The sequence below is a fragment of the Bacillus sp. 5mfcol3.1 genome (genome assembly GCF_900114335.1).
Taxonomy (GTDB): domain Bacteria; phylum Bacillota; class Bacilli; order Bacillales; family Bacillaceae_G; genus Bacillus_A; species Bacillus_A thuringiensis_S.
This window is the reverse complement of the sequence record NZ_FOST01000003.1, coordinates 292,777-317,334: the sequence shown is the minus strand read 5'-3', so window position 1 is coordinate 317,334 and position 24,558 is coordinate 292,777. Positions and strand designations below refer to the sequence as shown.

The following is a 24,558-nucleotide window of genomic DNA, read 5'->3' as shown; positions in this document are numbered from 1 at the left end:
TATTTCACCTCTCCTCTTTACATTTAGCTTATATCGATATATTTTATTAATATCCGTTTTTTATAGGAGGAAATAGTTTGATTAACGCCATTGGTCTCGTTTTTATACTCACAAATAAACACGAGAAAAAAAAGAAAGTTTACCTAAATGAAAAATTTGCACTAATAGATATTATTGATTCTAAAGAAGTATTTGATGATGAAGGTAATTCTTTAGTAGAACTAACATGTAAATACAGCATATATTTAGACGAAAAATATTACTGTAAATCTCTCGATGATTATACCGGACAAGTATTTCCTTTCTTAAGTGCAAAAATAGGAAAAGGTCTTCTAAGAAACTTAAACTACTACTTTTCTTACGTTGATGCCTATGATAAGAAACCACCGGTTAAAGAAATAAGACCACTTATGAAACATGTAACTAACAGATAGCGAAAAATACAAAAAAGAAAGCATCTAACTCTAGATGTTTTCTTTTTTATTGAAAACTCATTCACCCTCATCCTCTTCTAAAAATACGTATCCAAGCATATTTTAAATTAAAAACATTGGAGGATTAGACTGAATGAAATACTCAGAAACAATTATAAGCAAACGACTTCGAATACTTAAACTGACGGGTATGTTTTTCATGCTAGTATTAATAGCATGGATTGGATATGCAAAATTACTTTATGAAAACGGATTCCTTCAAGAAAAAAAGAATTCAGTAGAAGTAATGAATACTAGTATTACAGGAGAAATAGAGCAACTTTTTCATATAAACTTGCAAGGTTATCGAAAAACAAGCCTTGATGCTGTTATAGAAGCAAGCAAAACCGATCCAAGCGAACTATCCCTAATTGAACTGGTCAACAAATCCTGCTCGCGAGATTGCATAGGCGAACCAGTAACATATGTAAACTCAAACAATGGATATATCTTTTATAAGGAATCTAATGGAACTAATGTAGCTATAACGGTTAAAAAGAAAGACACATGGGTAATTGTAAAGAAATCTGTTCAAGATGGATTATAATTCCCCCCAAAAAAAGAGTACGTATCGTACTCTTTTTTATTATTAATCCCCTTCCTCTTCATCCCTATAATGGCATTTCGGTTTTGTTTTACAATGACATTTTTCACACTCACATTTCGGTTTCTCTTTGCAACAACATTCGTGAAAATCTCTGCATTTACATCTACATCTACATCTACATCTCCCAAACATTAAATCATCCCAAAATTTATTACAATTTCGGGAATGCCCACAATGACAAGTATTCCTCATGAATATACTTCCTCCTAAATAGAATTCATCATATTCTATTTAGGAGGAAGTATACAAAGGCTTGTATATTAGTCTATTTTCTCCATATCATAAGTAGAGTTAGAAGATTATATAATAATTAGTCTTATCTCACATACTCATAGTACCACTTACGTGAATCTAACCAAGCTGTAAATTTATCGATATTTCCAGACCAATACGTCATACATTTTCTAAAAGTGAAGGCAATTCGTTTTCGATTAAAAAAGAGATGTCACTTCACAAATCGGATTCTTTATTCTCTAAATTGTATTAACTTGAATGGTAACACGAACAAAAAAGCATCACCTTTTTGGCGATGCTTAAAAACTCTATTTTACTTTTAGTTCCCTAAATAAAGTTTAAGATCATGGTGACCGAAACTATACCTATATTTCCGCCTCCTCCTTCACTGCCTCTTTTAACCTCTGCAACATATACCCAATTCCTTTACACCCCTCTAGCGGATATGTAATCATTTCTTCTGGATATAACTTTGTCACTACTTTTTTATGCTTCTTCCCTGCTAGTAAGACGATTTCGTCAAACTGTAGTAAACTTTTATCTACCATCTGTTTTTGTAATTTCTCTATACTTATTACCTCATCGCTTTTTGAATCAAATGCAAGATCATAGTTTTTTAATACAATATCATTTGGCCTTAAAAATCCATGTTTCGCTGATAATATAACCCAGTTTTCGAAAAACATGGATGCGTACGCCTGACATGCTTTTCCGAACGGACTAATATATACATCTTTTGCTTCCATCGGTCCGTAGTTTGAATGCTTATCCCAAATTTTCTTTTTTCCACATGGAATTATACATAGCCTTTTCATATATATTTCTACTCCCTTTACTTCAATAAATAAAATCCATTATTTTGTACATTTTTCTCTCGAAATACTATATAATAATTCTGAAAGTTTTAATTACACATTTTACCATATAAGTGCTATGGATCACTCTCAATGCAAATATTATAATACCATAAAAATTTTTCTTTTTTTCTTCAAAATAATAAAAATAAATCGCAATATTATGATGTACGAATAAAAATTAAAAAGGAGGTTCGTAAAAATGAAAAATATTATCCCTGCACTATTAGTCTATTTTATCGTTTGCGTTATTTCCGTTATCATCCCAGCATCTGAAGGCTACAATTATGTCGGCTGGAAGTTATTTGTTGGGCAAGTGTATGCGATACCTATTTTCTTCATTACTGCGATAATCACATTTTATATAAACAAGAAAAAATCTTACGAATAAACAATTGTAAGGATAGCTAACGCTATCCTTATTTTAATTCGTTAATCAAATCTAAAATAGCCCTTGCAGTACTTTGTATCCTTTCTTCCGAAAAGTCAAACGCAACACCTGTATTTATATATATTTCCTGTATAGATAAATTCCAATCTGAACTCGCTCCCTCTTTAAAGAAAGTAATCGCTTGTTCCGGATTCTCTCGATAAATTTGAAACAATTGAATCGCTCCTATTTGTGCAATTGCATATTCAATTTTATAAAAAGGAAACTGAACAAAGTGAAATGACTCGAACCAACTAGAACCAATTTCATTCTCTACTCCTGCAATATCAACTGATGAATATTGATACCTTTTACATAGTTCAATATATTTCTCATCTCGCTCTTCTGGTGAATGATTTGGATTTGTATAAAGCCAGTGCTGGAATACATCTCCTGAAACTGACGATATTAATAACGATAAAGTACGATATAATTGAACTCGCTGTACTTCTTTATAATCATCCTCTTGCGTATAAAAAATAGTAAGCTTATCCATTAATAATAACTCCAGGCTAAGGGAATAAAGTTCCGCCACCTCTTCACGAAGGTATCTTTCCTGCATACTACTTTCATTGTTAAATTGTTTATGAAAATGTAATGCATGCCCCAATTCATGTATTAATGCATGAATTGCATAAAATGACGGACTAAAATTAGAATAAATAAAAACGTCTTTACTATGAGGTAAGGTAAAGCAAGCAGCTCCTGATGCTTTATTTTTCCGTTCTTGTACGTCAATTAATCCCGCTTCCCTTATATGAGTAAATTCCTCATGAAAACATGAATCTGTCTTCCGAAACATTTCTTCAACCCCATCCAATAAATCAATGTAATTTTCAAATGAAGATTTTTGCAAATTACAAGGAGCAAGATCCCAAGGACGATACGTTTTTACATCAAGATTCTTTTTAAAAAGACTTCCTAACTGTTTCCAAATTGGTACAACACACTTTTCTATCGACTCATGAAACTTATAACAATCTTCAATACTGTAATCTCTATTTTTTTGTTTAAAGGCATACTCACTATAATTATTAAACCCTGCATTTAAAGCCATCTGATTCCGCAATTGTACGAGTTCCTTCATAATACAATCTATTTCTATTTTTACTATACTTCTTGCTTCGCATAAAGCGTACCAAGCTTTTTCACGAATAGCTCTATTTGGGTTATCTATCCTTGCTTTTACGTATGCATACGTCTTTTGCTCGCCTTCCCAATTAATAGATATGTTAGACATTATTTCTCTATATTTCGTAATAAGTTCTTGCTCTTTAACGGAAATCGCTATGTTCTTTTCATTAAACATTTCACTCTTCACAAATCTTGCTTTTTTCATAAATCCATATTTCTGCTCATCTAATAAATCAGAAAACGGACAATCTCTAAATTTCTGGTCAAATTTTGCATTGTATCTTTTTAAAAGTGGCTGAATTTCATTTTGGTTATACATATGTATATCACGTATATTACTATCTTTTGTATCTCTATACATAGCGATTAAATTGATCGTTAACTCTTCTTCTATTTCTGCGTTTAAACGCAGCTCCTCCGAAAGCCAGCTCTCTAATTCTGAAACCGACGTAATATTTCGCTCTAAAAGTGACTGTAATTTACTCTCCAAATCATTCAACATACACAATCCTCCCGTTTTTAATTTTCTGTTTTTTAGAGATAAAAAAGGACAAGTAGCCAATCTGACTACTTGTCCTTGCTGTTTATGTGTACTCAATAAAATTAAGCTTGGAATGCTTCTGTTAATACTGGTACGATTTGTTTTTTACGAGATACAACACCTTTTAAAGTAGCTGTGTTGTTTTCTAGTGATACGTTGTATGCTTTCTCAACAACGTTTGCTGCTTTACCGATCGCAAGACCGACAGAATCGTTAGTTAAGATATCAGTTACAACGAATAAGAATAGGTCTAAACCTTTCTCTTCTACTACTGCAGAGATTACTTTTTCAAGTTCCGCTTGGTGTACAAGAACGTCGTTTGTATCAACAGCGTTTACTTGTGCGATTTCAACTTTCGCATTACCCATTTGGAATTCTTTAGCGTCAAGAGAGATTAATTGCTCCATTGTTTTTCCGCTTAAGTCAGCACCAGCTTTTAACATTTCTAAGCCGTAGCTATCAGCATCTACACCAGCGATTTCCGCTAATTCACGAGCAGCTGCTACGTCTTGTTCTGTGCAAGTTGGAGATTTGAATAGTAAAGAATCTGAAATAATTGCAGATAACATTAAACCTGCAACTTCTTTACGAATTGTAACGCCATTTTCTTTGTACATTTTGTTTAAGATTGTAGCTGTACATCCAACTGGCTCACAACGATAGTATATAGGATCGCTTGTTTCAAAGTTAGCAATACGGTGATGGTCAATAACTTCTAACACACGAACTGATTCGATATCGTTAGCACTTTGTTGACGCTCGTTATGGTCAACTAAAATAACGTTGTCCACTTCGCTTGCTACTGTCTCAACAAAACGCGGTCCTTCTACTTTAAAATAGTCTAACGCAAATTGAGTTTCACCGCTGATTTCGCCTAAACGTACAGGCTCAGCATTCATTCCTAATTCTTTTTTCAATTCTGCATAAGCAATTGCAGAACAAATTGCATCTGTATCTGGGTTTTTATGCCCGAAAACTAGTACTTTTTCCATGTTTTCCACCTCTTCATGAAAAGGATATCTTAAAGAAGCAAATATGACAATATTTAAAGCATATTTTTTTATAAATAATTGCACTTTCTTCTATATTTTTCATCATTTTCATAAAAAAAATCATCTAAAATGAATTAGATGATCGAAATATATGTTTCAATTAAAATAGTGTAGGAGTTTGCACTACGTTGTTAAAAGCGAAATTTGAAGCTAAGCCATTATTCAAAAGGTTTACATCTATAACTTGATAAAACGCATTTCCAGTGTCTGCAATTTCCCAAACAGCTAAAATAAGATGGTATCCACTACGGTCAGTTGGTACATTTGCTTCGTGCGTTACTGTTGTCCCTGGTCTAGCTCCACCGTCATTTTTCACATAGAATGGCACTAAATCTAAATCTGATCGCGTTAAAGGTTTATTTGGATTCCAACCTTTTTTCGTAATATAATATTTCCACTCTTTTGTACTATGAGGAGCCGTAAGTTTCCACTTGAATGTATTCGTTCCGCCATTTAACGTAACTTTCTTCCACCTATCTACAGTTTGAACATCTAACGCAGGAAAATGACCAGCCCCTGCAATTTGTCCATCAGAAGGTCCTAGTTGCGGAAATCCACCTATCCCTTCTACACTTTGTGGTTCATATTGAATCGGTCCACAATTTACATTTACCCCTTGCTTACATAAATAAGATCGGCTCGCTGGTGATTCTACATATCCATGAGCTGAAGCCTTTTCTGAAAATCCAAATGTTAATAATCCCGTAAGTAATACGCCACCACTTAAAATAACTTTCTTCATCTTTTGTAAACTATTCTTTTTCATTCTTTCATCCCCTTCCAATAATAAAGCGAAAATAACTATAGTTGCCTAGTCATCTTCTCTACATTTATTATAAGACGAGAATCATTACTAAAAGAACCCTCTAAAAACTTTCTCAAATTCATTTAGTGCGTTAATTAGATTATAATTAACTATTTTAACACCGCCAGAAAAATATAGACTGTGTTAAAAATAGTCGTTTATTATTCACTTACTAATAATTAAGCACTCTCCCCGTTTGATTATACCTTAAATGTTTTTATAATAAATAACCGTAGCATCTAACTTTCCATTCGGAGAAATTGCATACCCTGGTATTGTTCCAACTTCTTGGTAGTCTAGTGATTTGTACAATTTATTGGAAGGATCTCCTTCTCTAGTATCTAATACTAAAAGAGACCTGTTTTCTTGCTTTGCTCGTTCCTCTGCTTTTTGCATAAGCGATCGTCCAATACCGTTACGTCTAAAGTTTGGATGAGTCATTAATTTACAAATCTCGGCTCTATGAATTCCGTTAGGCTTTGTAACTAATTGTAATTGAATACTCCCTGCTACTTCGTTGTTTATTTTAGCCACATACAATATCACTTCTGGCGCTAATACTGTTTGCCAATACTTTGTTGCGTCTTTTTGTTCCAGTGGAGGCAAAAAACCAATTGATGCCCCATCATTTACAACCATTTTCAAAAGTTTCGAAAGTTCTTCCATATCATTTTCTAGTTTCTTAATTTCTTCAATTACTAAATTTCGCATTACTTTTCCCCCTTTTGTTTCATTGTAACAATTTTTAAAGAAGGAATAATGAAATAATAAGATGAATTTATATTAAGATATGATTTTTTTTGAAAGGATAACGATATGAAATATATATTAGATAGAACGTACGCAAAAGAATTACTCGAATGGGCATATGAACAAAACCCGGGCCCTTGGTTTGAACATTCACTACATGTTGCTCATGCAACTGAAAACATAATTATAGAACTTATAAAAAAAGGGTACAAGCTAGATGCTGACATAGCATATAACGCTGCCCTTTTGCATGATATCGGAAGATACAAAGGTTTTACCAAATCGGTCATTCATTCCTATGATGGTTATATGTATATGAATGATTTAGGATATACAGGAAACGCCATTATTTGTGTGACACACTCATTTCCCTGTAAAAATGAACATATAGATATCGCAGCGGAATGGAGTCTCGTTCCTGACCATATGAAAAGCCGATTAGTTGCAATATTGAATGAACATAGTAACTACGACTTATATAATAAAGTAATTACTCTTTGTGACGCTCTTGCTGATGCGGATGGCTTTACTACGCTGGAAAGAAGATTAATTTCTGTTGGTTTGCGTCATGGTACAACATCTCATACATCTTTACATTGGAAAGGGTTTTATGCGATTAAGAAAGAATTAGAAGCTTTAATCGGTAAGAGTATATACACAGTTCTTCCTGATGTAGAAAAATCTATTTATGAAGATATAGAATATTAAATTGAATACAAATTGAAAACGATAAAAATTGAACCCATCCTAGATAATTTTTATACTCAAATTTAATTTCACATAAAAAACGTTTTAAACATAAAGTTTAAAACGTTTTTTATTCAATGCTTTTGATTTTTCAGTTCTGTTAAACACTCTTGCACTAAAGTTACCGCTTGACTCATCGCAGCTCCGCCAGCAAATGCTGCTGAAACACCACATGCTTCCAGAATCTCTTTATCCGAACATCCTTGATCAAGACAACCTTTTGTATGATAAATTGTACAATACTCATCTTGCGTTGCTAAACTAATTCCTAATGCAATAAGTTGTTTTTCTCTTTTTGTTAAAGCACCCTCTTGAAAACAAGCTTGCGTGAACGCATTATATGTCTCAGCGATTTCAGGAATTTGATTTGTAAAACTACCTATACCTTCTTTATAATGATGTAGAATATCATTTATCGAACTATGTTGCTCATGTTCCATCTTATTCCCTCCAGTCATATTATCCATACCTATTGTAGTATGCGATGAAATGGAGGCAATATACCTTCTTTTAAATTAAGAATTTTCAGTTAATTTACGTTATAATTTTAAATTATCATCTACAATAACTTTTCCTCTAGAACTTTTTCTTTCAACCTCTTTACTTCTTTCTTCCCAAAATGTTAATCCTTCAATCCCCACATTTTTAGGATTAAATACTGGATCTTTCCCTTCTTTTTTCTGCGTTTCATAGTCTTTTAACACTTTTAATGCGATTTTACTTAATAATAGAATCGCGATTAAGTTTAACCATGCCATACTACCGATTCCTAAATCTCCGAAATTCCATAAAAGCGACGCTGATTCAACACTACCGATGTAAACCATAATTAAAAATCCAAATTTTAAAACTGGTTTTAACCAGCCATACTTCAATTGACGATCTAAATAAGTAAGTGTCGTTTCAGCGATATAGTAATAAGCGAGTAACGTTGTAAATGCAAAAAAGAAAATTGCAATTGAAATAAATATTGGACCAAACCCTGTCATCACAGTTTCAACTGCTTGTTGCGTATAAATTGGACCTGCTTCCACATTTCCTATGTTTTTTACAATAGCGCTTTTCCCTTCAGGTATAACATTATACATACCTGTAATTAATATCATAAGAGCTGTCGCTGTACATACGACAATTGTATCGATATATACGGAAAACGCTTGAACTAATCCTTGTTTTGCAGGATGCGATACTTCAGCAGCAGCCGAACTATACGTCGCTTCTCCGACACCAGCAACGTTTGAAAATACAGCACGTTTTACACCCCATGCAATAGCTGCACCAACAATTCCACCAAACATTTCATTTACACCAAATGCGCTAGAGAAAATTAAAGCAAACATACTTGGAATCTCCGTTACATTCGCAATTAATATGATACATGTAACAATTACATAACCAATTGCCATAAATGGAACAAGCATTTGAGAAACGCCAGCAATTCTCTTTACACCACCAAAAATAATTGCCGCTAGTAACACGACTAAAAATATACCAGTTATATATTTGTTAATACCATTAGAGTTTTCGAATCCAACTGCGATACTACTAGATTGAATACCTGGTAATAACATGCCATATGAAAGTGTTACAACTACCGCTACAATGACTGCAAACCATTTCATTTTTAAACCTTTCTCAATGAAATATGGAGTACCGCCGCGATATTCATTCCCTACTTTACTTTTGTATACTTGAGATAATGTTGATTCAACAAACGCACTCGCTGCCCCTAACAAAGCCATTACCCACATCCAAAATACAGCTCCAGGCCCGCCGAAAGCGATCGCTGTCGCTACCCCTGCAATATTACCAATTCCAACTCTTCCTGATAAGGCTAAACAAAATGCCTGAAAAGATGATATTCCCGTCTCGGAACTCTTTCCTTCAAATAATAGTTTAATCATCTCTTTAAAATAACGAATTTGCAAAAAACGTGTTGCAATCGTGAAATATACGCCTGCCCCTAATGCAAAAACAACTAAACCGATACTCCACACTTGCCCTACTAACCATTCTACTAAATTCTCCATCCAAATCCCCCTTATCATTCTTTGGAAAAGCAATTTTGTATATAAGAAAACGGACAACTATTATCAAACTTTCTAGTTGTCCGCATCTTTCATTATTTCATCCCTCAATTTTTGTCAGTAAAACACCCTATTACTTTATATTTACCCAAACACTTTTCACTTCTGTATAATTATCAAGCGCATATGAACCTAATTCGCGGCCAATACCAGATTGTTTGTATCCACCAAATGGTGCAGCTGCATTTTCTAAGTTATAATCATTAATCCACACTGTTCCTGCTTTTAATTTATTTGCCACTTGATGACCCGTTTTGATATTTTGCGTCCATACACCCGCAGCAAGGCCATAGGATGAGTTGTTCGCTCGTTCAATTACTTCTTCTGTCGAATCAAATGGAAGTACAACAACAACTGGTCCAAATATTTCTTCCTTAACGATTGTCATATCGTCTGTAACATCTGTGAATACAGTTGGTTTAACGAAATAACCTTTTTCAAGCGCACGTTCACCACCAGCCGCAACTGTAGCACCTTCTTTCTTCCCTTGCTCAATGTAATGTAACACACGCTCTTGTTGTTTCTTAGATATGAGTGGACCCATTTCCGTTCCTTTCTCCATACCTGCTCCAAGTTTTACGTTGTTCGCCATTTTCACAAGTGCATCTACTACAGTTTCATAATGTTTACGATGAACAAATACACGTGATCCTGCGCTACAATTTTGACCATGATTATACATAATACCTTGGAATGCACCATTAATTGCTTCTTCCAAGTCCGCATCTTCTAAAATGATATTTGGTGATTTGCCGCCAAGCTCTAACGTTACATGCTTAATCATTTCTGCAGACTGACGCATAATATACTTTCCTGTAACAGTAGATCCTGTAAAAGCAACTTTATCAATGTCATGATGATTTACAATTGCTGCTCCTGCTTCAGGACCAAAGCCTGGTACAAAGTTTACAACACCGTTTGGAAATCCAGCCTCTTTAAAGAGTTTTGCTGTATATAGTAAGGATAAAGGTGTTTGCTCTGCTGGTTTTAATACGATCGTACAACCTGTCGCCAGTGCAGCTCCCATTTTCCAAGAAGACATAACGAGCGGAAAGTTCCACGGAATAATCTGACCTACAACACCTACAGGTTCATGTCTCGTGTAATTTAAGTAATCTTTTGAAATTGGGATTGTTTGCCCAATAATTTTTGTAGCCCATCCTGCGTAATAACGATAATTTTCTACAGTCGCTGAAATATCATCATCAAGTGCTACTTGATATGGCTTTCCATTATCTAAAGCTTCTAGTTGCGCTAATTCTTCTCTATGTTCTTCAATTAAATCTGCTAACTTATAAATAAGATGCGCTCTTTCAGCAGTAGTCATTTCTGCCCACGGACCAGATTTAAATGCAGATCTTGCTGCTTTTACTGCAGCATCAATATCCTCTTCTTGCGCTTCACATACGACTGCTAGAACATCTTCTGTTGCTGGATTGTATGTTTCAAACGTCTTTCCGCCAATAGCAGAAACAAATTCGCCATTAATAAACATTTTAATTTCTTCATTTAAAAACGCTTCCACTTTTGGTTTCAGCTCAATATTTGTCTTTAACATTATGTTCTCCTCCTTATTTAAACAGCTGCATGAGCTGCAATATTTGATAAAATCGTTTGAAGCTTTTGATCTTCGTCAACAGTTAATCCTAGTCTTGGATAGCGAGAAGGTCCTCCCGCTTGCCCATGTAATTCCATGGAACGTTTAACGATTTGAACATATTTCCCTGATCCTTCAAGAAACTCGCAAAGTGGTAAAATAGCATCGTTTATTTCCCACGCCTTTTCTAATTCACCATTTTGAAAATGCTCATACATTTTTGTAACGAGACCGGGAACGATATTTCCTGCTACTGAAACCCATCCCGAAGCACCAACTAAATATGATTCCATAACTAAATCTTCAGAACCACAGAAGACTTGGAAAGCCCCTTCACTTTGTCTTACTAAATCTCTCGCTTTTCGAATATCTCCGCTAGATTCTTTAATATGCGTAACATTTTCACACTCTTTTCCAATACGGAGCATTAGCTCTGTACTCATATCGACACCAGAAGTAAATGGGTTATTGTATAGCATAATTGGTATATTTACAGAGTTTGAGATTTCTTTAAAATGAAAATAAATCTCCTCTTCCTTCGGTTTACAATAGTAAGAGTTTATAATTAATGTACAATCCGCTCCGTGCGCTTCTGCATGTTTCGTATATTCAATTGTTTCTTTTGTGGTCTCTGCTGCAGTTCCAACAATGACTGGAATACGGCCATCAATTTCTTTCAACACAGTTTCTACCATTTTAAATCGTTCTTCTTTTGATAAACTTACAAACTCTCCTGTACTTCCATTAATGATAATACCTGCAACCTTTTGTTCGATAAAGTAATTTACATTTTGTTTTACCCCATCCCAATTAATTTCCTGAAATTCATCCATCGGTGTTATTAATACTGGAAATGCCCCTTTAATTTTTTGCATATTTATCTCTCCCTATCACATTTTATTTTAATAAGAATCCTGCCGGAAACGGATCCGTAGGGTCTAATAGAAACGTCTGCATCCCTGTAATAAATCCTCTACTTTCAAAACGGAAAATGTATCCTAGTTCCTCCTTCTTCACTTTTTCCACAGTTATAAAACTATTAAATATACTTTCATTTTTAAAAGGTTTATCCGCCATATAATCATTTTTAAATAATGCATGAACATAGGAAACGATAGTAGAAACAAAACCTGGCGAACGTACGATAAAGTTATCTTCATGAAATGTAATCGACTTTATATGGTTCTTTTCTTTTTGCGAAGGATCTACTAAAATAAGCCTTTTTATTAGCGACTGTTTTTGTATAGCCTGCAGTGTAGCTTCTCCCCATCTTTTCAATTCTGAAATGTTTTCAACACGAATTTCTGGCGAATACGCACCTTTTTCTACAACTGCATATACTTTATCTGCTTGTATGAGAGAATAACTTACATTACCAACCTGTAAATTTTCCTCAATCAAATAGCAAAGTTTGCTTTCAAACGAAACAGATATAACTTCATCATTCTCTACATACGCATGAACTAAAAATATTCCAGATAACGTTTCAATTTTGTATTGATTGGACTCTCTCTTTTTTAAATACCCACTTTCGAGTAACATCGTTATTACCGCAACAATGCCCCCATAATGAAGCGGAATCGAACCTTCATGATTAAAAAATAATACAGCTGCATCCACTTCATTATGGATAGATGGAACGACAATACACCCATTCAAACCGATAAAACCACGTGGTTCATTTAATAAAAGCTTCATCTCTTCTGCTAATTCACCTGAAAATTGTTCATTTAATTGCTCCAAACTGTAGTAGTATTTGCATGGTACGTCTTTCATTACACGAAATGCCTCGCCATTTACATGTACGTCTACTGCTGTATACATTTTTTGAATGTTCATTTTATATCCTCCGTTTCATGTTCCATCGGCGGAATTAGCAAAAATCCTTCTTTGAGTGGATCCATTTCATTGTAAAAAAATTTATGCATACCCATAAGCCAAGCTGATCCCGTAATTTTCGTTATGACAGCTTCAATATTTTCAACATGTGTCGTATTCACGACATATCCTTTAAATAAAGAACCAACGATACTCTCATGAATGAACTCTTCACCAATTTTGATTTCTTTCTGAGCGTATAATACAGCTAGCTTCGCAGATGTTCCTGTACCGCATGGGGATCGATCTATTCCGCCTGGTGGTACAACAACTGTATTTTTCACATGCGCACATTCATGAGTAGCATCTGTATAAAATTCAACATGTGTTAATCCTCTAATAAACGAATACTCTGGATGAATGATTTCAAACTTCTCATTAATTGTGTTTCTTATATGAATCGCCTTATCGATGATTGTAGATGCATTTTCTGGTACTAATTCTAGGCCTACTGACTTCGCATCAATAATGGCATAAAAATTCCCTCCATACGCAATATCAGCCTCTACAGTTCCAATGTCTTTGACGTGTACAGTAATATTTTTCAATAAAAAAGCTGGTATGTTACAGAAAGATACCTCTTTTGCTTTTCCATCTTGAACAGCAATATCTACTTCCACTAAGCCAGCCGGGGTATCTAGTTTTAAAGAAGTAATCGGTTCAACTACTGGAATTAAACCTGATTCAACTAACGCTGTACATACACCGATTGTATCGTGACCGCACATCGGTAAGTATCCACCTGTCTCTATGTATATAACACCTATATCAGCCTCAGGATGACATGGGTCTGTTAATAATGCCCCTGACATTACATCATGACCACGCGGTTCATTCATTAACAATTTTCGAATCCAATCATATTCCTTTTTCATATGTAACATCTTCTCTGCCATCGTCTCTCCAATCAACTTTGGAAGTCCGCTAATTAATGTCCTCGTTGGATTCCCGCCCGTATGTGTATCAATAGTCGTAAAGACTCTTTGTGACCTCATCCGTTTAACACCCTTTCTGTAAAACGACTCAAACGAAGTGGTTCAATAGGAATAATTGTCTCTTTTTCATTTAATAACTCTTCAATTACTTTCCCAGTAACTGCTGCAAGACTAATCCCATCCCCTTCATGTCCAGCGGCAATGAAATAATTCGGAATATGTTCCACTCGTGAAATAATCGGCAAATGATCTTCTGTCCACGGACGTAAACCAGCGTAAGAACGAATTACCATCATATCTGCCATTTTCGGATAAAAGCGAATCGCTCTATTTGCGATACATTTAATGACTTCATTGTTTATTCTCGTATGAAACCCTACAAATTCACGACTACTTCCAATTAAGAAATTTTGACTTTCAGTAGGCTCAAATACGAGCGCAACCCCGTATTTTTCAGTTAAAACATCTACTTTTCTTTTTCCGCCAAATTTAGAAATTAAATAACCGAATTCCATTACTTTACGGCATCCTACATGTTGTTGCCTTGATGCTACTATAATATGCCCTTTTCTCGGTTCAATTGGTATATTTACATTTAACATCTGACCAATCTTAGGAGCCCACACACCGGCTGCATTTACAACTTGTTTTGCTGTAAAAGTACCATTCGTAGTTTCTACAACAAATGAACCATTCGTCTCTATTTTCATACTCTTTACTTCGGTCTGCTTAAAGGCTTTTGCGCCAAACTTTTGTGCCTCTGACAGAAGCGAGAAAGCAAGGAGATATGGATTCACAGTTGAATCCGTCGCACATTCTAAACCGCCTAATAAATCATCAGCAAAAAAAGGCGACTCTTCTCTTATATCTTGCCTATCAAGCATTCGAAACGGTAATCCAGCTTTTTTTTGCCGATTTACCCATTGCTGTGCAGCCTCCATCTCTTCGTCTGACTCACATACGAGAATACTTCCTGGTGCCCTATATTCAAATGAATGCTCTAATTCTTCACTTAAATCAGTTACTAATTTTTGACTTACTAAAGACATTTGACTATCAAACCCTGGGTCTTTATCAATGGCCAAAATATTCCCATCACACCGTGAAGACGTCCCGCTGACAAATTCTCCTTTTTCAATGATTGTTACGTCTCTTCCGTATTTTGAAGTGTAATAAGCGATAGAACACCCTATTATTCCACCACCTATAATTAAAACGTCGCAGTGCCTCACACTATACTCCTCCTTTCCCTAAACCTCTCACTTTCTTTTATGCAATTGACGTGCCAATTCTTCATATATACAATTTCCATAAACAATATTTTTATTTGTAAAAATAATTTAAATTTACAGTAAATAGGTGTATTATTTTTTTATCACTGTCAAAATTTTTATACATAACAGGAGGGCATTATGGCATTTTCATTTCCGACTATACAAGAGTTTTTTGAACGTGTTTTAATCGATCATACATGTAGCCTTAATCACATTAAGCAAGTAAACGAAAGGTTTTATTATCTCCCTTCTACTACAGATGAATATAATTGCGCCATTATTTATGTAGATGACTCATTCACTGCACTAATTGACGCTTTTTCTTATGAATTAGCTGTTATCATCCTTAACGAAAACGATGAGCCGATATGCTGTATAACTTCTCAGCAAATGATTCCATTTCTTTATAAGTCCTACAATCAGCTACAGGCATTTTATGACACCGTAATACAAACAACTGACTCTTCTGTTACAGTCATTGATAGTAAAGAATGCGTTCGAACTTGGACAGATGGTGCTGAAAAAATATTTTCAGTCAACCATAATGAAATTATTGGGCAACCGATTACTCGTTTTTTTGATTATAAAGACTTGGAAATTTTACAATCTTTACATGATGGAAAAAGCATAGTCGCTCAGTTCCATCAGCCTCGTCCCGATTTATTCGTATTAATTAATTCAAATCCAGTTTATTGTAATGATGAAATTATAGGAGCAGTCGTTTCAGAAACAGATGTTACAAATCAAGTCGCTTTAAATGAAAAACTATTTAATATGTCACATGAAATGCACCGTTTAGAACAAGAAGTGGCAAAGTATAAAGATGAATCTGATCCTTTCCTTGCGATGAATGGAAAAAGTCCTGTTATACAAAGAACGATACAATTAGCTAGAAAAGTTTGTTCGGTGAAATCAACTGTTTTAATACTTGGGGAAAGCGGAGTTGGAAAAGAAGTATTTGCGAAAGCAATTCATGAAGCAAGTGAAGCAGCGAAGGCACCTTTTATTTCGATTAACTGCGGGGCAATTCCAGAAGCGTTATTTGAAAGTGAATTATTCGGTTACGAGCGTGGGGCGTTTTCTGGAGCTAATAGTAAAGGGAAAAAAGGTAAAATTGAACTCGCACAAGGCGGTACTTTATTCCTCGATGAGATTGGCGAAATGCCGCTCGATATGCAAGTAAAACTGTTACGTGTACTACAAGAACGAAAGTATTACCGAGTTGGCGGAGAAAAAGAAATTAATATTGATTTCCGCATTATCGCTGCTACAAATCGGGATTTACAAGAAGAAATGAGAAAAGGAACTTTCCGAGAAGATTTATATTATCGTTTAAATGTAGTTAGCCTGCATATTCCACCGCTGCGTGAAAGACGAGAGGATATTATCGAACTCACATACTCATTCTTAAACGATTTTTCAATCAACTATAACAGACCAATTCGTGACTTACCTTCAAGCATTATGCATGAACTGCTTCATTACAATTGGCCAGGTAATATTCGCGAACTTCGAAACGTTGTTGAACGACTTGTGGTATTTGCGACAGACGGAATTATAAAACAAGAATATTTACCATTTCATACAACCGAAAATTTAGACAATCATACAGCTCATTCCCTATTACTCAGCAACAATAATACAATCCTTTCTTTACAAGAAGAGATGGATGAGCATGAGAAAAAAGTTATTGAAAGGGCTTTACGAATTTTAAATGGGAATAAATTAGAATGTGCAAAACAACTTGGCGTAACAAGGGCTACTTTATATAACCGTTTAAAAAAACTTGGACTTCAATAAAGAAGCAGTATGCACCGATTAGGCGTTTACAGGTAGCTCTCTCTCCTCCCTCTATATTGGCATGATTTTTGCATATATAATTTGTGCAAACCGAACTAGAGGAGGAATACACATGACCAATAAAAACAACTTAATCGTTTGTCGTTGTGAAGAGGTTACATACGGACAACTTCAATCGACAATTGCTGAATATAACTGCTCGGCAAGAGAATTAAAACTAAGAACACGTGCTGGCATGGGATTTTGCGGTGGTCGTACATGCAGAATAATGATAGATCGAATGATTGAAAATGCGAATCCTGACGTAACTCTTAATGAACTACCGTTAAAATATCAACCACCAATACGTGCAGTTACTTTTGGATCGGTAGGTGAAAGTAAATGAGTAGAATTACACATCACCCTATTTTAGGTACTTTACAAAGTAGTGAGCGTATTACTTTTCAATTTAACGGTCATCAATACGAAGCATATGAACATGAAACGATAGCTGCTGCCCTGTTAGCAAATGAAATACGGACATTAAGAGTTCATGAAGATAGCGGGACACCGCGAGGTATTTATTGTAATATTGGGCACTGTTCTGAATGCCGCGTGACAGTAAATAATCAAACAAATGTACGCGCATGCTTAACTGTTGTAGAAGAAAACATGGTTGTTGAAAGCGGGAAACAGCATCCGAATATCGTGAGAGAGATGGTGAAAAAACGATGAGTGATGTAATTATCATTGGTGCAGGACCAGCGGGATTATCTGCTTCTATCTCTTGTGCTCGTTTCGGACTAAAAGTGCTCGTTATTGATGAATTTATGAAGCCGGGTGGGAGATTGTTAGGGCAGTTGCATCAAGAGCCTACTGGAGAATGGTGGAACGGAATAGAGGAATCGAAGCGACTTCATGAAGAAGCAGAATCACTTTCAGTACATATCAGGTGCGGTGTTTCGGTCTATAATTTAGATAAAGATGAAAACAATTGGTTTGTACATACTAATATCGGTACGTTAGAAGCACCTTTCGTACTACTTGCTACTGGTGCTGCGGAATATTCTATTCCCCTTCCAGGCTGGACACTTCCAGGAGTGATGTCAATTGGAGCAGCTCAAGTTATGACAAATGTTCATCGCGTGCAAGTTGGAAAAAAAGGAATCATTATTGGTGCTAACATTTTGTCTTTCGCCATTTTAAGTGAATTGCAATTAGCGGGAATTAAAGTAGATCATATTGTACTCCCTGAAAAAAGCGAGTTAAGTCAAAAAGCTGGTGAACCTGAAGAAGTTTTAAACTCTCTTTTAAATGCAGCACATCTCGCTCCTTCTGCTATTTTACGAATAGGTAGCCACTTTATGAAATATGATTGGATTCGAAAAGCTGGATTAACATTCTATCCAAACAGCGGAATGAAAATAAACGGAACGCCACTTCACCTTCGGAAAGCAGCTCTTGAAATTATCGGAACAGATCAAGTTGAAGGTGTACGCATTGCTAATATTGACTCTAAAGGAAATGTTATTAATGGATCAGAGAAAATATATGAAGCAGATTTTGTTTGTATTGCTGGGGGATTATACCCACTTGCCGAACTTGCAGCTGTAGCTGGTTGTCCCTTCCATTACATTTCAGAATTAGGTGGACACGTTCCTCTCCATTCCGAAACAATGGAAACCCCTCTTCCTGGTTTATTTGTAGCTGGCAATATTACAGGCATTGAAAGCGGAAAAATTGCGATGGCGCAAGGAACTGTTGCAGGTCTATCTATTGCTAAATATGCAGGTGAACAACATGATATAGTCGACCAACAATTATATCACGCCATTCAAAACGTTCACTCTGTTCGTCAGAAAGCTGCAATTCAGTTTAATCCGATGGTAGATATCGGTAGACGAAAGATGAATGATTTATGGCATAAATTCCAAACAAATGATAAAGATTTCTATAAACAACAAGAAATTATTTAATAAGACTTATTTGTCAAAAAGCTCCCCTTATCAAAAACATAAGGAGAGCTTTTCAAATTATTTCACTTCAATTGTCCAATCACCATCAGCTTGAATAGTGAATATATGTATACCGTTTTCTTTTACAGGCATTTTTTTTGTAGTATCAGCGTTTCCGATTTCGTTAAATAAAGTGTTATCATTTAGATGAACGATAAAATTACTTTTCCCATTATTATGTACCCCATGAAATTCTTTTAAACCTTTTTCTAATTTTACAAATATAACATCACTACCATGCCCACTTGCTACCCCTGGAGTCGTCACTACTTTATCCATCGGAATAGATTGAGACATATTAGCATTCCAGTGTCCGTCTGCTAGTGCATCAATGAAATACTTTCCACTCTCTTTTATAACAACTAATTTTTTTTGTTTACCATTTCCAATAAAGTTAGAAAGTGTTCCCGCATCATTTCCCTGTTCATCTTTCAAATGAAGGATTGCATTACTTTTCCCTGTATGTTCTACATCAGCAATTACAAAACCAGATTTCAACTCAAAGAAATCTGATGAATTTTTACCATCTCCTTCTATTGACACATTATGGTCTTGTGATAACTGTTCTACTGTACTTGCTGATTTTACTTCCTTAACTTTTTGATTTGCTGTGTCAGTTTTTTGTTCTACACTCTTCTCCGTTTTCTCTTTCGCCTTTACATTCTTTGTTTCTTCTGTTGAATTACAAGCAGTTAAAGATAAACATACCGCAGCAATTGTTGCTAATAATTTCTTTTTCATAATATCCTCCTATTAATATAAAACATTCTTAATAAGAATAACATATTTTTACCAATTCATCAGTTTATTAAAAATTGAATTTTATCCTAAAATAGGAAACATACTAAAAATAGAAATTAAAATAAAAAACTGCTAGAGCATAAAGCCCTAACAGTCTTATTGTTCATCACTATTAAATTTCGCTAATGCGTAAATACCTTCTTCATCATCTAATTCAAGTTGTAATCTCGCTGCGAATGAATTGACATTATATTCTCTGTCAAGCAATAAGCGTAATGCTTCGATTAAGTTTGCTTGAATTAAAATTTGCTGGCGACCATTTACCTCTACTTCCGCAGAGAAACCGTAGTCATCGTCATACATGAGTTCAACTAACACTTCTTCTGGACTCACTTGTCTTTTTTCAGCTATATATACGCAAAGCGCATTTATTAATTCTTGTTCAGAAATTTTTATTGTTTCCATGCTACTTCATCTGCCTTCTTTTTACGTTGGTCTTTGAAGTATTTAAATGCACGAACTGCTAACATTACGATACCAGCCATTACTAACATATTTACCATAAATGCTAATACAGAACCAAGAGCTCCCATATTTGCAAATAAGCTACCCATTAGTAAACCACCAAGACCACCTAGTAATAAACCTTTCATAAAGCTTCCTTTATTACTTTTTGGTGCTGTGTTTGTTGCTTTCGTTTTTGAATCTGGAGTCGTTTTTTGAGAATTTACATTTGAGTCTTTTTTGTTTAAATCAACTTTTGACTTTTGACCTGAACTTGGTGTAAATGATTTTTTACCAGATTTGTAACTTTTCGCTGCTGCATGATCTACGAACATAAAGCTGCTAGCCCCAAAGATAACCATGAATGCTGTCATTACTGCTACAAGTTTTTTCAACATATTATATCCATTCTCCTTTTATATAGATATATGTGAAATCTATCTTTCTAGTAAATTCAGAATGATAGATTTGTTTTTAAGAACATTTTAAAGGTTCTTATGAACTTATTATATGAACTTTTGTCGAAATATGCAAGTATTATTTACTTTCAACAGTTTGGTGACAAAGGAAAAATTAAGCAAAACAGAATTGACTTTAAATGAAACAAAACATATTATAAGTTCATAAGAACTTTTTATTATTTTGGAGGTGAAAAGATGGAAACATTTCATCTCACACGAAACGAAATGGCCACCCTTCTTCTATCACTAAGAGGATGGAATACGAAAAAGCCTCTCGGTATTTTACAAGAAGCTTGGGCAAAGTCACATAAAAAAGATATTGAAAGCGGACAAAGCGTTACAGCTTTTATTACTACCGCACTTTCACCTATTTTTGAAAAGCTGATTAAAATTGACGATACTGATGTCGGTTTTTCTTTAAATGAAATAGTTGCGCTTGGCAATCAGATTGAAAACACAAGTTTCTCTGTAACTGCTATGCAAAACTGGGTGAAACGAGATATAAAAGAAATGATTGGCTCTCCTCAAAAAGGGAAAAAATATTCAATTGAACAAGCAGCCTTACTATTTATTGTCGAAGATTTAAAAACAGCACTTGATTTTGAATCCATTCGTAAGCTATTACGCCTTATTGTAAATGACCCAGCCGATCGAAGTGATGATTTAATCAATCCTGTTCATTTATATGTAGCATACTCTTCTCTATTTGAAGAACTCAATCAAGGGAATTGCTTACAATTAAATGCAACAGATACCGTTCATACAATTGAAAACATCGTAAAAGAAAAAGCTGATAAAATCGCAAGCAAGTTCGATCAAATTAATAACGAACAACGCGAAGCAATTCGTAACGCTATTATTATTGCGACCCTTTCTGTACATACCGCATATGTACAAATGTTAGCAAAACGTTACGTAACAGCAACTTTATTTTTACAGAACTTAGATGTGAAGCCTTAAAAAAATAGGAGCAGAAATGCTTCTATTTTTTTATGAGAAATTTTTAATAACCTTTTCATTAACCCTTCATGAAAACGCGGCTTATATCCTTTACTATAATACTTATAAGAGACATAAAAGAATTGAAATAGCAATCCCCTATGTAAATAAGGTATAATCTACATATAGTGAACCTTTTATGTCATTAAATAAATGGTTCTTATACTCAAAAATTCATAAACTAGAAGGTGCAACAATGTTAAGTAGTTTTATTCATTCAGTATTAACGTTTTTTGAAGGATTAGGTTATTGGGGCATTATGCTTGGACTTATGATTGAGATTATCCCAAGTGAAATTGTCCTTGCTTATGCAGGATACTTAGTATTCAATGGAAGTATCTCATTTATAGGTGCTGTTGTATTCGGTACAATTGGCGGTGTTATTGCCCAAATCTTTATTTATTGGCTTGGACGATACGGCGGACGACCTATATTAGAACGTTATGGAAAATATATTTTCATACATAAAAAACAAATAGATGCTGCAGAAGATTGGTTTAATCGTTACGGAACTGGCGTCATTTTTACAGCACGCTTCATTCCAGTAGTGCGTCATGCGATTTCAATTCCTGCTGGTATTACAAAAATGCCTTTACTACGTTTCACTACATTAACAGCACTCGCAATCATCCCTTGGTCCATCATTTTCATTTATCTAGGTGAAAAACTAGGCGAAAACTGGGAGAATATAAACGATATTGCTGGTCCGTATGTGAAATCATTTGCAATTGGTGGCGTCGTACTTATACTTTTATACTTCGTTATAAAAAAATGGACAAAAAAGCGCAAAAATCTTGCTTAAGAATATAATAAAAACCGCTATAAATTCATTCGGAATTATAGCGGTTTTCTATTTATATATGAATTAATCTCCAGGAATTATATAACACCTTTCCATCTACATTTACATGGATAAGCAACCATTCGATCATTCCTTTCGTATATTATCTCAAAAAGGAGTGATTCCCCTATGCATTGGCAGCAAAAAATACCATACTTAATCGGACGCCCTATCGGTATTTCCTTCATAAATGGGCAAGGAACTTCAGGTGTATTATGTTCAGCGCATGATGGGCAATTATATGTGTATGAATACCTTTATCAAGCCCAGTTCGCAATGAAACATTATGATTATAGACAGGTTCAAGATATACATGCATTCCCAAATTGTCCTCACCAAAATCCTCTATACTAAAAAAATCGGAACGGCTCATAGCCATTCCGATTTCTATACTTTATTTCTCAGAATAAAATTTCTGCACTGCTTCATCAAAATAAATCCAACCTTTCCAGCCTAAATGAATCGTATCTTTTAAGAAATACTTATCATATTCATGACCAGAGAAATCAACTACTGGATATCCTGCTTTCTCAACCTGTTCTCGAACTTTATTATAATACACTTCACGGCGTTCTTTCGGGAAGCCAGTATAATCATACCAAGGCCCATTTACAGGTACAGAAATAAAGAGTGGTTTGACATTTTTCTCTTTAAATAAATCTAAAATAATTTGTAAATCATCATATTCTGGTGATTCATCATATGTTTCATTTGCTCTAAAGTTTTTTAAACCTTTTAGTTTTTTCTTCAGATTATTCTTATGATAATACGGATTTTCAATTCCGAATGTATTTGTAGTAGACTCAGCTTTCCCTTCTTGTTCTGCGTGTTTACGTGCGTCTTCCCAAGAAATTGAACGAAGCCCGCTATTGGTTTTCTCTTTCATCGGTTCGATTTTAAATAAAGAGTTAAATAAATCTCTATGATCTAAAATATTTCGATACATATAAGCAAGTGGTTTAACTAAACCTGCTTTTATGTTATGTTTCGTATCATTATATACAATACCTTCTAATGAATTTTTTAATATATCATCTTCTTGAACAACTTTATAATCTAATAGCCGTTTCGCGATTTGCTTCTTCATTTCTGGATTTATCTCATCATTAAAAATAAAATGATATGCTTGTTGTTTGGAGAAATTATTAGTGAAATCCCCTTGTGATACACCAGTCTTTGTAAACCATTGTGGTGAAAGAACAAAGACTACTTTTTTACCTTCTAATTCATCCATAGTAGATGTCATATTTAAAATATGAGCTAAGCTTTGTGTACCGCCAGTTCCAATTAAAAACGGTGTAAAACCAGCTGGATTTACTTTGAAATAATTAGACGGATGATATGCATCCATTCGTAAAAATTCTGATGAACCGTACATCGGTAAATACTGTGAATTCTCTAACATTTTTTGCTGTAAGAAAACACTTTGTAATTTCTCTTTTTGTAAAGAAGTAGCCGCATCTTCTACCTTCTTATCACTAATAAGCGATACTAAACTTTTCGATGGGATTAGAATGATAATGAAAAAAAGCACACACGCTAAAATTATAGGACCAAAAGCATGCTTCATTTTCATCTTCTGTCCCTCTTTCTATCGTTATTAAATTGTAACCCTTGTCTTTGACACGCCATCTTTTCTCTCCTTTTTCTCTATACATGTTCCATTCTATTTGTCTATTATATACATGTATGTATTTCCTTCCTTGTTCTATTAAATCCTATAGAAATAGCGCAAGAAAATGTTTCCATAGAAACACGTTAATTATACAAGATTCTACATAAATTTCACACTGGAATTTTAGTAATAATTTTATTTTTAA

Annotated in this window: 28 protein-coding genes and 1 pseudogene; 11 read left to right on the top strand and 18 right to left on the bottom strand. The window is 34.6% G+C overall.

Features of this window, described 5'->3' with window-relative positions:
* Positions 1-77: 77 nt before the first annotated feature.
* Together BM089_RS19820 and BM089_RS19815 are read left to right on the top strand one after the other, a co-directional pair.
* On the top strand, positions 78-434 hold the full coding sequence (locus tag BM089_RS19820) for a hypothetical protein (protein WP_023522187.1): 357 nt from the start codon (positions 78-80) through the stop codon (positions 432-434).
* Positions 435-567: 133 nt separating this feature from the next.
* Positions 568-1,020 carry a hypothetical protein gene (locus tag BM089_RS19815; RefSeq protein WP_090977835.1) on the top strand — a complete coding sequence of 151 codons (453 nt, stop codon included), beginning with the start codon at positions 568-570 and terminating at the stop codon, positions 1,018-1,020.
* Here the strand turns inward: BM089_RS19815 and BM089_RS19810 are convergent.
* The 3 genes and pseudogenes from BM089_RS19810 to BM089_RS19805 form a co-directional block, all read right to left on the bottom strand.
* Entirely contained in the window at positions 1,005-1,208 is a 204-nt protein-coding gene (locus tag BM089_RS19810; protein ID WP_090977833.1) for a hypothetical protein, read from the bottom strand. The genes BM089_RS19815 and BM089_RS19810 overlap by 16 nt on opposite strands.
* A 188-nt stretch (positions 1,209-1,396) precedes the next feature.
* Positions 1,397-1,471: pseudogene (locus tag BM089_RS30705) on the bottom strand (N-acetylmuramoyl-L-alanine amidase C-terminal domain-containing protein); the annotation flags it as partial.
* A gap of 208 nt (positions 1,472-1,679) precedes the next feature.
* On the bottom strand, positions 1,680-2,129 hold the full coding sequence (locus BM089_RS19805) for a DUF6884 domain-containing protein (protein ID WP_000824876.1): 450 nt from the start codon (positions 2,127-2,129) through the stop codon (positions 1,680-1,682).
* 241 nt (positions 2,130-2,370) lie between these two features.
* Here BM089_RS19805 and BM089_RS19800 point away from each other — a divergent pair, with 241 nt between their 5' ends.
* Positions 2,371-2,559: a DUF4017 family protein gene (locus tag BM089_RS19800; RefSeq protein ID WP_000789485.1), complete on the top strand. Its 189-nt coding sequence runs from the start codon at positions 2,371-2,373 to the stop codon at positions 2,557-2,559.
* 28 nt (positions 2,560-2,587) lie between these two features.
* Here BM089_RS19800 and BM089_RS19795 read toward each other — a convergent pair whose 3' ends face one another.
* From BM089_RS19795 to BM089_RS19780, 4 genes are all read right to left on the bottom strand, one after another.
* Positions 2,588-4,234 carry a M3 family oligoendopeptidase gene (locus tag BM089_RS19795; protein WP_090977831.1) on the bottom strand — a complete coding sequence of 549 codons (1,647 nt, stop codon included), beginning with the start codon at positions 4,232-4,234 and terminating at the stop codon, positions 2,588-2,590.
* 101 nt (positions 4,235-4,335) lie between these two features.
* Positions 4,336-5,265 (bottom strand): manganese-dependent inorganic pyrophosphatase, encoded by a 930-nt coding sequence (gene ppaC, locus BM089_RS19790; protein ID WP_000416871.1) that lies wholly within the window; start codon positions 5,263-5,265, stop codon positions 4,336-4,338.
* Positions 5,266-5,425: 160 nt separating this feature from the next.
* A complete protein-coding gene (locus BM089_RS19785; RefSeq protein WP_000742277.1) occupies positions 5,426-6,091 on the bottom strand; it encodes a lytic polysaccharide monooxygenase in 666 nt (221 codons plus the stop codon).
* A 246-nt stretch (positions 6,092-6,337) separates the two neighbouring features.
* Entirely contained in the window at positions 6,338-6,841 is a 504-nt protein-coding gene (locus BM089_RS19780) for a GNAT family N-acetyltransferase (protein ID WP_001245255.1), read from the bottom strand.
* A 105-nt stretch (positions 6,842-6,946) separates the two neighbouring features.
* Here BM089_RS19780 and BM089_RS19775 point away from each other — a divergent pair, with 105 nt between their 5' ends.
* Positions 6,947-7,588: an HD domain-containing protein gene (locus BM089_RS19775; protein WP_090977829.1), complete on the top strand. Its 642-nt coding sequence runs from the start codon at positions 6,947-6,949 to the stop codon at positions 7,586-7,588.
* 113 nt (positions 7,589-7,701) lie between these two features.
* On the opposite strand, the gene BM089_RS19770 is transcribed toward BM089_RS19775, so the two are convergent.
* From BM089_RS19770 to BM089_RS19740, 7 genes are all read right to left on the bottom strand, one after another.
* The gene (locus BM089_RS19770) at positions 7,702-8,094 is read right to left on the bottom strand and encodes a carboxymuconolactone decarboxylase family protein (RefSeq protein ID WP_001999958.1); all 393 of its coding nucleotides are present in this window, start codon (positions 8,092-8,094) and stop codon (positions 7,702-7,704) included.
* A 72-nt stretch (positions 8,095-8,166) separates the two neighbouring features.
* Positions 8,167-9,657, bottom strand: a complete 1,491-nt coding sequence (locus tag BM089_RS19765) for an alanine/glycine:cation symporter family protein (protein ID WP_000429514.1) — start codon at positions 9,655-9,657, stop codon at positions 8,167-8,169.
* Between the two features lie 130 nt (positions 9,658-9,787).
* Positions 9,788-11,272: an aldehyde dehydrogenase family protein gene (locus tag BM089_RS19760; RefSeq protein WP_090977827.1), complete on the bottom strand. Its 1,485-nt coding sequence runs from the start codon at positions 11,270-11,272 to the stop codon at positions 9,788-9,790.
* Positions 11,273-11,289: 17 nt separating this feature from the next.
* Positions 11,290-12,186: a 4-hydroxy-tetrahydrodipicolinate synthase gene (gene dapA, locus BM089_RS19755; RefSeq protein WP_086387401.1), complete on the bottom strand. Its 897-nt coding sequence runs from the start codon at positions 12,184-12,186 to the stop codon at positions 11,290-11,292.
* Between the two features lie 22 nt (positions 12,187-12,208).
* On the bottom strand, positions 12,209-13,150 hold the full coding sequence (locus tag BM089_RS19750; RefSeq protein ID WP_001025560.1) for a proline racemase family protein: 942 nt from the start codon (positions 13,148-13,150) through the stop codon (positions 12,209-12,211).
* Positions 13,147-14,184: a proline racemase family protein gene (locus BM089_RS19745; RefSeq protein WP_001257537.1), complete on the bottom strand. Its 1,038-nt coding sequence runs from the start codon at positions 14,182-14,184 to the stop codon at positions 13,147-13,149. The genes BM089_RS19750 and BM089_RS19745 overlap by 4 nt, the downstream gene beginning before the upstream one ends.
* Entirely contained in the window at positions 14,181-15,356 is a 1,176-nt protein-coding gene (locus tag BM089_RS19740; protein WP_090977825.1) for an NAD(P)/FAD-dependent oxidoreductase, read from the bottom strand. Before BM089_RS19740 ends, BM089_RS19745 begins: the two co-directional genes overlap by 4 nt.
* 180 nt (positions 15,357-15,536) lie before the next feature.
* On the opposite strand from BM089_RS19740, the gene BM089_RS19735 reads away from it, so the two are divergent.
* The 4 genes from BM089_RS19735 (at position 15,537) to BM089_RS19720 (ending at position 19,153) form a co-directional block, all read left to right on the top strand.
* Positions 15,537-17,198, top strand: a complete 1,662-nt coding sequence (locus BM089_RS19735; RefSeq protein WP_090977822.1) for a sigma-54 interaction domain-containing protein — start codon at positions 15,537-15,539, stop codon at positions 17,196-17,198.
* A 112-nt stretch (positions 17,199-17,310) separates the two neighbouring features.
* Positions 17,311-17,583 (top strand): (2Fe-2S)-binding protein, encoded by a 273-nt coding sequence (locus BM089_RS19730; protein ID WP_000182619.1) that lies wholly within the window; start codon positions 17,311-17,313, stop codon positions 17,581-17,583.
* Positions 17,580-17,912: a (2Fe-2S)-binding protein gene (locus tag BM089_RS19725; protein ID WP_000087063.1), complete on the top strand. Its 333-nt coding sequence runs from the start codon at positions 17,580-17,582 to the stop codon at positions 17,910-17,912. The genes BM089_RS19730 and BM089_RS19725 overlap by 4 nt, the downstream gene beginning before the upstream one ends.
* Entirely contained in the window at positions 17,909-19,153 is a 1,245-nt protein-coding gene (locus BM089_RS19720; protein ID WP_001286084.1) for an NAD(P)/FAD-dependent oxidoreductase, read from the top strand. Before BM089_RS19725 ends, BM089_RS19720 begins: the two co-directional genes overlap by 4 nt.
* A 57-nt stretch (positions 19,154-19,210) precedes the next feature.
* Here BM089_RS19720 and BM089_RS19715 read toward each other — a convergent pair whose 3' ends face one another.
* The 3 genes from BM089_RS19715 to BM089_RS19705 form a co-directional block, all read right to left on the bottom strand.
* Positions 19,211-19,933, bottom strand: coding sequence for a hypothetical protein (locus BM089_RS19715; RefSeq protein ID WP_090977820.1), 723 nt, complete (start codon positions 19,931-19,933; stop codon positions 19,211-19,213).
* Between the two features lie 156 nt (positions 19,934-20,089).
* Complete coding sequence (locus tag BM089_RS19710; RefSeq protein WP_090977818.1) at positions 20,090-20,398, bottom strand: YxcD family protein; 309 nt, start codon at positions 20,396-20,398, stop codon at positions 20,090-20,092.
* Positions 20,386-20,835: a hypothetical protein gene (locus BM089_RS19705; RefSeq protein ID WP_000914478.1), complete on the bottom strand. Its 450-nt coding sequence runs from the start codon at positions 20,833-20,835 to the stop codon at positions 20,386-20,388. Before BM089_RS19705 ends, BM089_RS19710 begins: the two co-directional genes overlap by 13 nt.
* A 258-nt stretch (positions 20,836-21,093) precedes the next feature.
* Here BM089_RS19705 and BM089_RS19700 point away from each other — a divergent pair, with 258 nt between their 5' ends.
* The 3 genes from BM089_RS19700 (at position 21,094) to BM089_RS19690 (ending at position 23,092) form a co-directional block, all read left to right on the top strand.
* Positions 21,094-21,858, top strand: a complete 765-nt coding sequence (locus BM089_RS19700; protein ID WP_000447231.1) for a DUF1836 domain-containing protein — start codon at positions 21,094-21,096, stop codon at positions 21,856-21,858.
* 235 nt (positions 21,859-22,093) lie between these two features.
* Positions 22,094-22,699: an undecaprenyl phosphate transporter UptA gene (locus BM089_RS19695; RefSeq protein WP_000952913.1), complete on the top strand. Its 606-nt coding sequence runs from the start codon at positions 22,094-22,096 to the stop codon at positions 22,697-22,699.
* A gap of 168 nt (positions 22,700-22,867) precedes the next feature.
* On the top strand, positions 22,868-23,092 hold the full coding sequence (locus BM089_RS19690) for a hypothetical protein (RefSeq protein ID WP_000558692.1): 225 nt from the start codon (positions 22,868-22,870) through the stop codon (positions 23,090-23,092).
* A 40-nt stretch (positions 23,093-23,132) separates the two neighbouring features.
* Here the strand turns inward: BM089_RS19690 and dltD are convergent, their stop codons facing one another.
* Positions 23,133-24,314 carry a D-alanyl-lipoteichoic acid biosynthesis protein DltD gene (gene dltD / locus BM089_RS19685; protein ID WP_000782302.1) on the bottom strand — a complete coding sequence of 394 codons (1,182 nt, stop codon included), beginning with the start codon at positions 24,312-24,314 and terminating at the stop codon, positions 23,133-23,135.
* Positions 24,315-24,558 lie beyond the last annotated feature (244 nt).